The organism is Dermacoccus sp. PAMC28757 (assembly GCF_014302635.1).
GTDB lineage: Bacteria > Actinomycetota > Actinomycetes > Actinomycetales > Dermatophilaceae > Dermacoccus > Dermacoccus abyssi.
The window spans coordinates 1172269-1184718 of record NZ_CP060292.1; the positions used below are offsets into that span (position 1 = coordinate 1172269).

General features: G+C 68.3%; 10 protein-coding genes. 8 read left to right on the forward strand and 2 right to left on the reverse strand.

Annotated elements, in window-relative coordinates:
* Positions 1-29: 29 nt before the first annotated feature.
* On the reverse strand, positions 30-2513 hold the full coding sequence (locus tag H7F30_RS05730) for a phosphoketolase (protein WP_047312402.1): 2484 nt from the start codon (positions 2511-2513) through the stop codon (positions 30-32).
* A gap of 159 nt (positions 2514-2672) precedes the next feature.
* Between H7F30_RS05730 and H7F30_RS05735 the strand changes: the two genes are divergently transcribed.
* From H7F30_RS05735 to lysS, 7 genes are all read left to right on the forward strand, one after another.
* On the forward strand, positions 2673-3074 hold the full coding sequence (locus tag H7F30_RS05735; protein ID WP_047312401.1) for a DUF3151 domain-containing protein: 402 nt from the start codon (positions 2673-2675) through the stop codon (positions 3072-3074).
* A gap of 252 nt (positions 3075-3326) precedes the next feature.
* Entirely contained in the window at positions 3327-4307 is a 981-nt protein-coding gene (locus H7F30_RS05740) for a response regulator transcription factor (RefSeq protein WP_047312400.1), read from the forward strand.
* A gap of 154 nt (positions 4308-4461) precedes the next feature.
* Entirely contained in the window at positions 4462-5745 is a 1284-nt protein-coding gene (locus H7F30_RS05745; protein WP_187037317.1) for an adenylosuccinate synthase, read from the forward strand.
* A 506-nt stretch (positions 5746-6251) separates the two neighbouring features.
* A complete protein-coding gene (locus H7F30_RS05750) occupies positions 6252-6476 on the forward strand; it encodes a hypothetical protein (protein WP_187037318.1) in 225 nt (74 codons plus the stop codon).
* A gap of 98 nt (positions 6477-6574) precedes the next feature.
* Positions 6575-7243: a TetR/AcrR family transcriptional regulator gene (locus H7F30_RS05755; RefSeq protein ID WP_187037320.1), complete on the forward strand. Its 669-nt coding sequence runs from the start codon at positions 6575-6577 to the stop codon at positions 7241-7243.
* 9 nt (positions 7244-7252) lie between these two features.
* On the forward strand, positions 7253-7762 hold the full coding sequence (locus tag H7F30_RS05760; protein ID WP_187037322.1) for a DUF402 domain-containing protein: 510 nt from the start codon (positions 7253-7255) through the stop codon (positions 7760-7762).
* A 184-nt stretch (positions 7763-7946) separates the two neighbouring features.
* Positions 7947-9740 carry a lysine--tRNA ligase gene (lysS, locus tag H7F30_RS05765; protein WP_187037880.1) on the forward strand — a complete coding sequence of 598 codons (1794 nt, stop codon included), beginning with the start codon at positions 7947-7949 and terminating at the stop codon, positions 9738-9740.
* 58 nt (positions 9741-9798) lie between these two features.
* Here lysS and H7F30_RS05770 read toward each other — a convergent pair whose 3' ends face one another.
* Positions 9799-11214, reverse strand: a complete 1416-nt coding sequence (locus H7F30_RS05770) for a polysaccharide deacetylase family protein (protein WP_187037324.1) — start codon at positions 11212-11214, stop codon at positions 9799-9801.
* Between the two features lie 273 nt (positions 11215-11487).
* On the opposite strand from H7F30_RS05770, the gene H7F30_RS05775 reads away from it, so the two are divergent.
* Complete coding sequence (locus H7F30_RS05775; RefSeq protein ID WP_187037326.1) at positions 11488-12363, forward strand: thermonuclease family protein; 876 nt, start codon at positions 11488-11490, stop codon at positions 12361-12363.
* Positions 12364-12450 lie beyond the last annotated feature (87 nt).

The window sequence follows — 12450 nt, forward strand, 5'->3', positions numbered from 1 at the left end:
CGTCGCCGTGGGGCGCAAGCACCCGACGATCAGCCGTTGTCGCCACCGGTATCCTGCTGGGGACCGCCGCGCTCGGTGGCGGTGTCGCCGGCGTCCGACCACACCCACTTCGCCACGACCGGGATGTCCTCGCCGTTCTCGTACGCATACGCGCGTGCCTCCAGGCGGGCGTCCTGCATCTCCTGGCGCAGACCGGCCGTACGGGCTCCGAGCCCCTCGACGCGATCCAGCACGTCCATGACGAGGTGGTACCGGTCGAGGTTGTTGCGCATCACCATGTCGAACGGCGTCGTGGTGGTGCCCTCCTCGATGAAGCCGCGCACGTGCAGGTTCGCGTGGCCGGTGCGTCGGTAGGTCAGACGATGGATGAGCCAGGGGTAACCGTGGTAGGCGAAGACCACCGGCTTGTCGGTGGTGAAGATCGCATCGAACTCGCGCTGCGAGAGGCCGTGCGGGTGCTCCTCGGACGACTGCAGACGCATGAGGTCGACGACGTTGACCACCCGAACCTTCAACTGCGGCAGCCGGTCCTTTAGGATGCCGGCGGCCGCCAGCACCTCGACCGTCGGGATGTCACCCGCGCAGGCGAGGACGACGTCGGGTTCCCCGCCCTCATCCTCGGTTCCGGCCCATTCCCAGATGCCGAGGCCACGCGCGCAGTGGCGCACCGCCTCGTCCATCGACAACCACACCGGGTTCGGTTGCTTGCCCGCGACAACGACGTTGACGTACTGCGACGTGCGCAGGACGTGGTCGAACGTCGACAACAGCGTGTTCGCGTCCGGCGGCAGGTAGACGCGCACGACCTCGGCCTTCTTGTTCACGACGTGGTCGATGAACCCCGGATCCTGATGGCTGAAACCGTTGTGATCCTGACGCCACACGTGGGAGCTCAAGAGGTAGTTGAGCGAGCTGATGGGGCGCCGCCACGGGATCTCGTTCGTCACCTTGAGCCACTTGGCGTGCTGATTGACCATCGAGTCGACGATGTGGATGAAGGCCTCGTAGGAGGACATCACACCGTGACGACCGGTCAGCAGATAACCCTCGAGCCAGCCTTGGCACTGGTGCTCCGAGAGCATCTCCATGACCTTGCCGACACGCGCCATGGGGTCGCCCGAATCGTTCGGCTCGTAGTCACCGAGCCACTGCTTGGGGGACGTCTCGTAGACGCCCTGCAGACGATTGGAAGCCGTCTCGTCCGGGCCGAAGAGTCGGAAGTTGTTCGGGTTCGCAGCCATGACCTCGGCCAACCACTCGCCCAGGACGCGTGTGCCCTCCGATGTCACCGAGCCACGCTCGTCGTCGCCGCTGCGCTCCACGGCGTGATCGCGGAAATCGGGCAGGTCGAGGTCGACGCGCAGCTCACCGCCGTTGGCGTACGGGGTTGCGCCCATGCGCAGTTCGTCCGCGGGTGCGAGACCACGAATGTCCTCGGCCACGCAGCCGGATTCGTCGAACAGGTCGTCGGGCCCGTAACTCGAGAGCCACTTCTCGAGATCGTGCAGGTGCTCGTCGGTGTCGCGGGCGCTCGACAGCGGCACCTGATGGCTGCGCCAGTGCCCCTCGGTGATCTTGCCGTCGATCGTCTTCGGGCCGGTCCATCCCTTCGGCGTGCGGAAGACGATCATGGGCCAGCGCGGACGTTCGGCCTTCTCCGCGCCGACCTCGTGCGCCTCGCGCTTGATGCGGGCGATCTCGTCGAGCACCTCGTCGAGAAGCTGCGCGAAGCGCCGGTGCACCGAGGTGTGGTCCTCGTCGTCGAAGCCTGCGGTGAAGACGAACGGGGTGTGGCCGTATCCGCGCATGAGCGCGTCGAGTTCGGCGTCGTCGATGCGCGCGAGCACCGTGGGGTTCGCGATCTTGTAGCCGTTGAGGTGCAGCACCGGCAGGACGACGCCGTCCGTGACCGGGTTGAGGAACTTGTTCGAGTGCCACGAGGTGGCGAGCGGGCCGGTTTCGGCCTCACCGTCGCCGATGACGGTGAACGCGAGAAGGTCGGGGTTGTCGAACACCGCGCCGTAGGCGTGGCTGAGTGCGTAACCGAGTTCACCGCCCTCGTGGATCGAACCGGGGGTCTCCGGGGCGGCGTGGGAGGGGATGCCCCCGGGGAAACTGAACTGCTTGAACAGCCTCTGCAGGCCCGCCTCGTCGAGCCCCACACGCGGGTAGATCTGCGAGTAGGTGCCCTCGAGGTAGGTGTTCGCCACCATGCCGGGGCCACCGTGGCCGGGGCCGGTGACGTACAGCGTCGGCTGCGAGCGCTCGGCGATGACGCGGTTGAGGTGGGCGTAGAGGAAGTTCAGGCCGGGCGTCGTGCCCCAGTGGCCGAGCAGGCGTGGCTTGACGTGCTCCGCCTGCAGCGGCTCACGCAGCAGGGGGTTGTCCAGGAGGTAGATCTGACCGACCGAAAGGTAGTTCGCGGCGCGCCACCACCGGTCGATGGATTCCAGTGTTCGCTCGGCGATCTCGCCCGGCCCACTGCGCCATTCGTGTGTGCTGTCGCTGCTCATACCTCGAGTATGGCGGCGATCACTGACAACGGCACCACCCTGTGGGGGACGTTCCGCTCGGGGCCACACGGCATTCATGACAATGCCCGGGCGGGAAGTCCCCGCAACCGCACCCGACGGTGCAGCAGCGTTGTCGGAACCCGATGCTTGAATGGCCTCATGGACAATCTTCTGGGCATCCCCGAGACCAAGCTCGACGTCGACCCGGCTGCCGCCAAGCTCGACGCCGGGGTCCACCCGCGTGACGTGGCCCGTATGTACCCGGCGAGCTCGCTGGTGTGGGCGCAGCTCGCCGAAGACGCGTTCGACGACGGTGAGACCGTCGAGGCGTACGCCTACGCACGCACCGGCTACCACCGCGGGCTCGACTCGCTGCGCAAGGCCGGGTGGCGCGGTCAGGGCCCTGTGCCGTGGGAGCACGAGCCCAACCGCGGCTTCCTGCGCGCCCTCGCAGCGCTGAGCAAGGCGGCCGGCGACATCGGCGAGACGGATGAACAGCGTCGCTGCGCCGATTTCCTGCGTGACTCCTCCACGACGGGCGCTCGCGAACTCGGTCTCTGACCCGAGCAGGTGGGAGCGGTCCGCCACACGCGGCGCCTGCTTTCGCGACGTCGCGGCGAATCGAGGGAACCAACCAGCACCGACGCGCGTCACAGCTGTGCGATGGCGCGTTCAGGGAGCGTTCGTCTCCGGGGGACGAGCGAACGAAGAGGGAACGACGCGTGCATCGTTCGCCGCCGTCCGCGGTGGCGGGGACGAGGGGGGCATGGCCGGGAGGGGTCATGTCCCCTTCGTCTGTCCTAATGTGGACGCGTGAACAGCCTCGCCGTCCTCGGCCTCGACGACCTTGCCGAACAGCTCTACCGCCAGGTGCTGCGCGATCAGGCGCGTCCCGCGTCCGTGTATGCCGCGCGCCTCAACCGGTCCACCGCCGAGATCGATGACGCCACAGAGGCGCTGCGCGCCATGCGGCTCGTCCGGATCAACGAGGAAGGGCTCGTCCAGGCCGACCACCCGCGCGCCGGCCTCGAACGCATCCTCTCGGCCGAGGAGGCGCGCCTCGCGGAGCGACGCCGAGACCTCGCCCGGCTGCGTGACGCCATCGACGGATTCGCCGGCGACCACCGTGCGGGGCAGGAGCACTCGTCGTCCGACGAGCCGGCCCGCGAGTACATCGACGCCTCCGGCCTTGCCGACGTCATGGAGCACCTCGCGGCGTCGACGTCCGGCCCCATCCGCATGACGCACACCGACGCCGTCGCCTTCACGCCCGACGAACAGCCCGTCCTGTGCCGCCTCGTCGAGGAGGGGCGCGGGCTCTACGGACTGCACGAGTTCGACGCCGCGAGCAGCCGCACCCTCGAGGTGGCCCAGTGGGCGGCCATGGGGGAGAGTCAGCGCCTCGCCAACCACATTCCGAACGAATTCGTCTGTTACGGCACCGATCTCGTCCTCGCCAACACCGAGTGGGGTGGTGACGAGGGCCGATACGCCGTGCTGCGGGACCCGGTCGTCGTGCGGGCCTTCGTCGAACTGTTCGACCGCCTCTGGGCAGCCTCGACCACCGTCGACGACGGCGTCGACACGACATCGGAGCGTCTCGTCGAGCTCATGCAGGCCGGCCTCAAGGACGAGGCCATCGCCCGCGTGCTCGGCGTCAGCCTGCGCACCGTCCGCCGTCGGATCGCTGCCCTCATGGACGAGTGCGACGTCGAGACACGCTTCCAGCTGGCGGTCGAACTGACCGAGCGCGGAATCGTCGGCTCAGGTCAGCGAAGAAGCTCCGGAGCCTGAACGTCCCCATGCCGCCGTGAGCGTCATCACGGCCCCGACGGGGCGAGCGGGTACCCTTGGGCGGTAAGAGTCGACGCCCCGCGCGGGTGTGCCGCACGGCACGCGCCGCGCCCGAGGGCGTCGGCCCAGCAGCAACCAAAGGCAGTTGATCCGCATGCCGGCAATCGTGCTCGTCGGTGCCCAGTGGGGCGACGAAGGCAAGGGCAAGGCCACCGACCTCCTCGGAAGTCACATCGACTACGTCGTGAAGTTCAACGGCGGTAACAACGCCGGCCACACCGTCGTCGTGGGCGGCGAGAAGTACGCCCTGCACCTGTTGCCCTCGGGCATTCTGACGCCGGGCGTCACGCCCGTCATCGCCAACGGCGTCGTCGTCGACCTCGGCGTCCTCTTCGAGGAGCTCGACGCTCTCGAGGCCCGCGGCGTCGACACGTCCAAGCTCGTCGTGTCCTCCAACGCGCACCTCATCCCGCGCTACAACAAGGTCATCGACCAGGTCTCCGAGCGCTTCCTCGGCCAGCGCAAGATCGGCACCACCGGCCGCGGCATCGGCCCCACGTACGCCGACAAGATGAACCGCATCGGCATCCGCGTGCAGGACATCTTCGACGAGTCGATCCTGCGCCAGAAAGTCGAGGCGGCGCTCGAACTGAAGAACCAGCTGCTCGTCAAGACGTACAACCGCCGCGCCATCGAGGTCGACGAGGTCGTCGAGGACCTGCTGCTGTACGCCGAGCGCCTGCGCCCCATGGTGGCCGACACGTCCCTGCTCCTCAGCAAGGCACTCGACGCCGACGAGGTCGTCCTCTGCGAGGCCGGCCAGGCCACGCTGCTCGACGTCGACCACGGCACCTACCCGTACGTGACGTCGTCCAACGCCATCTCCGCGGGCGCCTGCACCGGCGCCGGCATCCCGCCCACGCGCATCGACCGCGTCATCGCCATCCTCAAGGCGTTCACAACGCGCGTCGGCGAGGGCCCGTTCCCCACCGAATTGCACGACGAGGTCGGCGACACCCTCCGCGAGATCGGCCACGAGTTCGGCACGACGACCGGCCGCCCGCGCCGCGTCGGCTGGCTCGACGTCGTCATCGGCCGCTACGCCGCACGCGTCAACGGCGTCACCGACTTCGTCGTGACGAAGCTCGACAACCTCGACACCTTCGACGAGATCCCCGTCTGCGTCGCCTACGAGGTCGACGGCAAGCGCTTCGACGAGATGCCCGAGAACCAGACCGACTTCCACCACGCGAAGCCCGTCTACGAAATGCTGCCCGGTTGGAAGCAGGACATCACCGGCTGCCGCACCTTCGAGGACCTGCCGGAAAACGCGCAGAAGTACATCCTCTTCGTCGAGGAGCAGATCGGCGCACGCATCTCCGCCATCGGCGTCGGCCCCGGCCGCGACGAGATCATTCAGCGCCACGAGCTGGTGTAATCCCTCGCCCCGTCTTCCGGCGAAGGCCCCCGAACTGCGAGCGAGCTCGCAATTCGGGGGCCTTCGCTCGGTGCGACAGGGCTTCGGGCCGTGAGGTCGGGCGCGGGGCTCGCACCGGCTTCGCAAGCTCAGCCGCTGCTTTGCGCCGCGCTCGACCTCACGGCGTCCGCTTCCAGCGTGGTGCCGTTCTGGGGGAGGGTTTCGGCTTTCGTTGCTGCTCGGACGTGACCTCGTCCGCGTCTACGGGACATGGCCTGCGTCGCGTCGGGTCGGGTCGGTCCGAATTGGGATGTTTTCTTCCCTTCTTGTGTCCAAGACGTCTGCTTGCGCGCAAGAAGGGAAGGTCTCTTCCCTCGTGGTGTGCAAGGCGCTTGCTTGCGCACACGTGGGGAAGATTTCTGTGCTTGTGGTGGGCGGGGCATCCGGTCGCGCAAAAGAAGGGACGATTTCGGGTCCGTGATCAGTGAGCGCGACGGCGCCGGGCGGCCAGGCGGCGCACTCCGACGATGGTGAGTCCGAGCATCAACCCCGAGCCAGGCAGCGGGCGCACCGACCTCGAGCGCCGCAAACCACGCCGTCGGCGTATATGTCCTGAGACCGACGGCGAGTCCGACCACTGCGCCGAGAGCGCCGAGTCCTCCGCTCAGGATCGCCACGAGTCGAGCGTCGTTCCGCGAGAAGCCGTGCGAGGGGTGCGTCGGACGCGTCGTACCCGAGGTGACGTGCTGTGACATGGCGTTCCGCCCTTCTCCGCAAATTCGAGCGGTTGCTCAATTGCTGATGTAGGGCTCATTGAGCGACTGCTCAAGGGTTTCGGGGGAGGAGTTCCATGGCGAGGGAAGCAGCCGCACTCACCCAGCGTCGTCTCCGTGCAGCCGTCGTCACGATCGTCGGACGGCGCGGACTCGCCTCCGTCACGGCGCGATCCGTGGCGGCCGAGGCAGGCGTCAACCAGGCGCTGATCTTCTACCACTTCGGCACCCTGGGCGACCTCGTCGCGGCCGCCTACCGCGAGTCCGTCGACGAGGCGTTTGAGCGGTACCGCGAGGCCCTCGCCTCGGCCCACGGGCTCGGCGAGGTCCTCGACGCCGTGAAGGCCGAACTCGGCACCGACCGCGCTGACGGCGGTGCGGCGCTCGTGGCTCAGCTCCTCGCCGCTGCGGGGCAGGACAAGGCGCTGGCGAAGCTGGCGCGGGAGTTGCTCGGCGAGTGGCGCACGGTCGTCGGCGAGGCGCTCGAGCGAGCGATGGTCGACAGTCCCGTCGAGGGGCTCGTCTCGCCCGCGAGCGTCGTCGAGGCAGCCCTGTCGGGCATGCTCGGCACAGTGCTCGTCGACGGCGCCGAACCGGGCGCGCTGTCGGGCTCCTTCGCCACACTGCGCGAACTCGACCGAACCCTCGCGCGGTTCTCCCGGCTGCCCTCACCCGTTCGTCGTGCCGTCCGGTCCGTCATCGCGCCGAAGTTCGCATCGGACGCCCCGAACGCCCCCTCTCGGTAGGCTGACGACGTGGCGCGCGAGAAAACACGACTTCAATTCGGCAAGTACAACGGCGACGAGCACTGGGGCAGCGAACTGGAGATCCTCGGCCAGGACGCCAACGGCCTGTGGCTCGGCGGGCGCAAGGGCACCGAGGTGAGCAAGCCCGGCACGAGCCAGAAGGTGCCGTGCAACCACGTCGTGCTCATTCCTGACGAGCAGTGGTGGGTCGCCACGTTCAACGCCGAACCCGCCGGGCGCAGCCGCACGATCGAGGTCTACGTCGACATCACGACGCCGACCACCGTCAACCAGGGCGAAGCCTTCACGCTCGACCTCGACCTCGACGTCATCAAGCGGACGACGGGCGTCGTCGAGATCGACGACGAGGACGAGTTCGAGGCGCACACGCGCGACTTCGCCTACCCGGCACGGCTCGTCACGGCTGCTCGCGAAGCGGCCGACGTCGTCCGCTCGATGATCGAGAACGGTGAAGCGCCCTTCGACGGCTCCCACCGAGCCTGGCTCGCCAAGATCTGAGCCGAGTACGCCCGCTCGACGCCCTCGGCGCTGGGCAGACTTCCCTGCGGTTGGGTAGTCGCTGCCTCGGCCCAACCGCAGCAAACTCCGCCCAACGGCATGAGGTCACCCCTCCGTCGCCAAACGCGCCGAAACCCGGTCGAGCCGCCGCGCCGCCGCCCTCTAAACTGGCCGGGTGACTACTGTGCTGCCGCCCGACGCCGACTGGGTTTCCCGACTTGCCGACGAGACGATCGCCGAGGCCGAACGCCGCGGCACGAAGGTCGTCGTCGCCTCCGGCATCAGCCCCTCTGGCCCGGTGCACCTCGGCAACCTGCGCGAGGTCATGACCCCGCACCTCGTCGTCGACGAGATCCGCCGCCGCGGCGTCGAGTGCGAGCACATCATCAGCTGGGACGACTTCGACCGCTACCGCAAGGTGCCCAACGTCCCGAACGTCGACGACTCCTGGCAGCAGTACATCGGCATGCCGCTCACGCGCGTGCCTGCGCCGAAGGGTTCCAGCGCGTCGAGCTGGGCCGAGCACTTCCGCACCGAGTTCGAGGCTGGCCTCGACGCCCTCGGTGTCGTCTACCGCGGCATCAGCCAGACCGAGCAGTACACGTCCGGGGCCTACACCGACGAGATCCTCTTCGCGATGAGCAAGCGCGACGAGCTCGACGCCATCCTCGCCCGCTACCGCACGCTTCCCAAGGACGACGCCGCTGCGAAGCCCGTCAAGGGTGGCAAGAAGGCGCCCGTCCTGTCGGAGGAGGAGCAGGCCGCGGCGGCCGAGGCAGAAGAGGGCTCCGGCGCGGCCGGTGAGGACGACGGCGGCAGCTCGAGCGGCTACTACCCGTACAAGCCCTACTGCTCGAAGTGCGGCACCGACTTCACGACCGTCACCGCCTACGACGACGAGACCACCGACCTCACCTACACGTGCCGCTGCGGCCACGAGGAGACGGTCGTTCTGCGCGAGCACCACAACGGCAAGCTCGTGTGGAAGATCGACTGGCCGATGCGCTGGAAGTACGAGGGCGTCGTCTTCGAGCCCTCCGGCGTCGACCACCAGAGCCCCGGCAGTTCATTCGTCGTCGGCAAGGACGTGGCACCCATCTTCGGGTGGGAGCGTCCCCTCGGCCCGATGTACGCCTTCGTGGGCATCAAGGGCATGGCGAAGATGAGCTCGTCCAAGGGTGGCGTGCCGATTCCCACCGACGCCCTGACAATCATGGAGCCCGCGCTGCTGCGCTGGCTGTACGCGCGCAAGAAGCCCAACCAGAGCTTCACCGTCGCGTTCGACTCCGACGTGCAGCGCATGTACGACGAGTGGGACGCGCTCGTGGCCAAGGTGGGCTCCGAGAAGGGCCAGCCCGGTGACGTGGCTGCGCTCGTGCGCGCCTCGACGACGGCCGAGGGCGAGCTGCCCTCCACGCCGCACCCGGTGGCCTACCGCACCCTCGCGAGCATCAACGACATCACGACGGGCGATGAGGAGCAGACGCTTCGCATCGTCGGCAACCTCGACCCGGCGAACGCGCCCTCGAGCCTCGACGTCCTGCGTCCGCGCCTGAGCTGCGTGGAGCGCTGGGTCGAGCGGTACATGCCCGACGACGAGCGCACTGTCGTGCGCGAGACGAAGGACGAGGCAGGCATTGCCGCGGCCACCGACTCGCAGCGCGAACAGCTTCGGATCCTGCTCGACGGCAAGGACGTCGACGGCGCCGAGGGCCTCGGCCGCATCGAGGACGCGTGGACGCTCGACGGACTCACCACGCAGGTCTACGGCGTGCCGAAGGTGCAGGCGGGCAAGGACGCGAACTTCCGCCCCGACCGCAAGGCCGACCCCGAGACGGCCGCCGAGCTCGGTGCGAGCCAGAGGGAGTTCTTCAAGCTGCTCTACAACCTGCTCATCGGCAAGGACACGGGCCCGCGCCTTCCCACGCTCCTGCTGGCCGTCGGCCCGCAGCGTCTGCGCGAACTCGTCACGCCCTGATCGAGCCGTGACGAAGCCCGCTCACCTCACGAGGTGAGCGGGCTTCGTCATGTCGTGCCTACTTCGTCGGCGCGCTCGAGTAAACGCCGTCCTTCGTCATCGACGGGATCAGCTCGTCGATCGTGACGAGGGTGTAACCCTGCTTCTGCAGCTCGTCGACGATGCCGGGCACGGCCTTCGCCGTCGACGGGTGAATGTCGTGCATGAGGACGATGGCGCCCGGGTGCGCGCCGTCGACGACGCGCTTCGTCGTCGTGTCGGCGTTGCGGTTCTTCCAGTCCTCGGTGTCGATGTCCCACAGTACGAAGGGGGCGCCGGCGTGCGGCGTCGCCTCGGTGTAGGCGCCGTAGGGCGGGCGAACGGCGACCGGGTCACTGCCCGTGATCTTCTTGAGAACGTCGGCGGTGCGGGTGATCTCGCTCGTCACCTGGGCGTCGGTGAGGGTGGTGAACTGCGGGTGCGACCAACTGTGGTTGCCGACTCCCATGCCGAGCTTCACCATGCGCCGCACGGTGGCGGGCGCGGCCTGGACGGCCGGGCCGAGGGTGAAGAAGGTGGCGCGCGCTTTCTTCTTCTCGAGGGTGTCGAGGATCGAGTTCGTGTACGGGCCCGGGCCGTCGTCGAAGGTCAGCGCGAGGCACTTGGCCTTGGTGCAGTCGGTCTTCTTGCCGGCGTTCTCCGGCTTGGTGGTGGACGTCGACGGCGCCGGTGACGTACTCGACGCCGGGCTCTTCATCGCGGCCTCGCGCACGCGGCGCCCGTCGTCGGAGAGGTAGCGCTCCGGGTTCTTCACCGTGGCGTAGTGCTGCCCGGCCGACATGGGCCCGATCGTTCCCTCGGCGACGGCGGCGACGAGGGTGCCGTCGGGGGTGAAGCTGACGTCGGTGAAGACTTCCTCGGGTGTGGCGCCTTCGAATGGCTCGCCGCCGCCGTTGACCTGCACGGCCTGACGTTCGAGTTCCTTGACGAGGGCGGCGCGTTGCGAGTCGTCGATGAGCTGGAGCGAGGTGAAGGAGGAGTCACCGTCGCCGTACAGCGTCGTCGAGGTGGCCGCAGAATCGGCTGCCGTGACGGTGTGTCGGAGCCGGATGCCGTACAGCCCCGAGGCGTTGACGACGGGCTCCCACACGACCGTCATGCCGGAACGCGGCCCCGAGTACGTGCCGACGTAATCGCTACGCCAGCTCTGGATCTGGCGCTCGAGCGCTCGGGAGAGCTTCTCCGATCCCGGGAGCGCGGGCCACTGTGCCGAGTAGCGGGGGGCGTTCCACGAGCTCTCGGCACGAACGTCGGAGGCGTCGAGTTCGAGCTTCACCGGCGACACCTTGGGCGCCGACGAGGAGACGCTGACGCTCGGCTTCGCCGAGGCGCCCTTCGAGCCCGACGACGAGCCGGACGGGTCGTCCGTCGTGCACCCCGCAACAGCAGTGGCAACGACGAGGGCGAGGGCAGCGAAGCGACGAGACGTTCTCACGGCGCAATCATTCCACCGTCACCTCGGTGGCGGCTGGACGGGAAGGGAGTGTCGCCCGAGACCGGCCACGCCCGATCGGGCACCCTGCGGATCGAGGGGTTCGTTTCTCCTGCAAACGGCCCGACGTTGTCGGTGGCGTCTCCTAGAGTTCGGGGCGTGCTTCGTTCTCGCTCCCGCATTGCCACCTGCTCGTTGTTTCTCTCGGCGGCCGTGCTGGGCGTGACGGGGTGTGGATCGCTCGACTCTTCGCCATCACCGTCGGATGCCTCGACCATGAGCAACACTGAGGCACCCACCGACGAGACGTCGCCGCCGACCGATGCTCCGTCGTCCACACCGACCGCGTCGGATGACGCCCACGAGTCCGGCAACTCCAGCGACGCGTCGAGCGACCCGAGCAGCACGTCATCGGCCGAAGGGGCGGACGGCGACCGTCGCGGCATCGGTGCGGGCACAGGCGCGGGGCCGCTGTACGACGTCGTCGGCATCTCGGACGGGGACACCATCAAGGTGCGCATCAACGGGGTGAAGGAGAGCATCCGCATCATCGGGCTCGACACCCCGGAGACGCGTAAGCCGAACACGCCGGTGCAGTGCTTCGGCAAGGAGGCGAGCAGCAACATGCAGTCGCTCGTGCAGAGCAAGCAGGTTCAGCTCGAGGCCGACCCGAGCCAGGGGGAGCGCGATCGGTACGGGCGCCTGTTGCGCCACGTCTTCGTCGGCGGTTCGACCAACGTCGCGCTCGCGCAGATCGAAGGCGGGTTCGGCAAGGAGTACACCTACGACGGGCCGTACGCGCACCGGCTCGAATACCTGGCGGCGATGAACCGGGCGAAGACGGCGAAGCGTGGCACGTGGGGGCCGCCGTGCAACGGGTTCCACGAGGGGCTCGCCACCACGGCGCCTGCGCAGCCGGCACCTACCGCCTCCGCGCCTGCGGTGAAACCATCGGCCGCCCCGTCAGCCTCGACGAGTGAGCCGGGCGCCTGCGCGATCAAGGGCAACATCAACTCCGACGGCGAGAAGATCGCTCATCGCCCGGGCGACTCGGCGTACGAGCGCACCAAGATCTCGATGGGCAAGGGCGAGCGCTGGTTTTGTTCCGAAAGCGAAGCTCTCGCGGCGGGGTGGCGCATGGCCCGCGCCTGAGCGCTTCCTGAAAAGTTCCTGGCGAGTAACTGAACCAATTCCCTTGTGGTGTGGCACAGTTCACTGCGGTCGCAACCGGGCGGCCCG

Bases quoted from the DNA above. Each gene is read 5' to 3' on its own strand.
- H7F30_RS05775 (WP_187037326.1), top strand. From the start codon at position 11,488: ATGAGCAACACTGAGGCACCCACCGACGAGACGTCGCCGCCGACCGAT.
- H7F30_RS05735 (WP_047312401.1), top strand. From the start codon at position 2,673: ATGGACAATCTTCTGGGCATCCCCGAGACCAAGCTCGACGTCGACCCG.
- H7F30_RS05750 (WP_187037318.1), top strand. From the start codon at position 6,252: ATGGTGAGTCCGAGCATCAACCCCGAGCCAGGCAGCGGGCGCACCGAC.
- H7F30_RS05730 (WP_047312402.1), bottom strand. From the start codon at position 2,513: ATGAGCAGCGACAGCACACACGAATGGCGCAGTGGGCCGGGCGAGATC.
- H7F30_RS05745 (WP_187037317.1), top strand. From the start codon at position 4,462: ATGCCGGCAATCGTGCTCGTCGGTGCCCAGTGGGGCGACGAAGGCAAG.
- H7F30_RS05755 (WP_187037320.1), top strand. From the start codon at position 6,575: ATGGCGAGGGAAGCAGCCGCACTCACCCAGCGTCGTCTCCGTGCAGCC.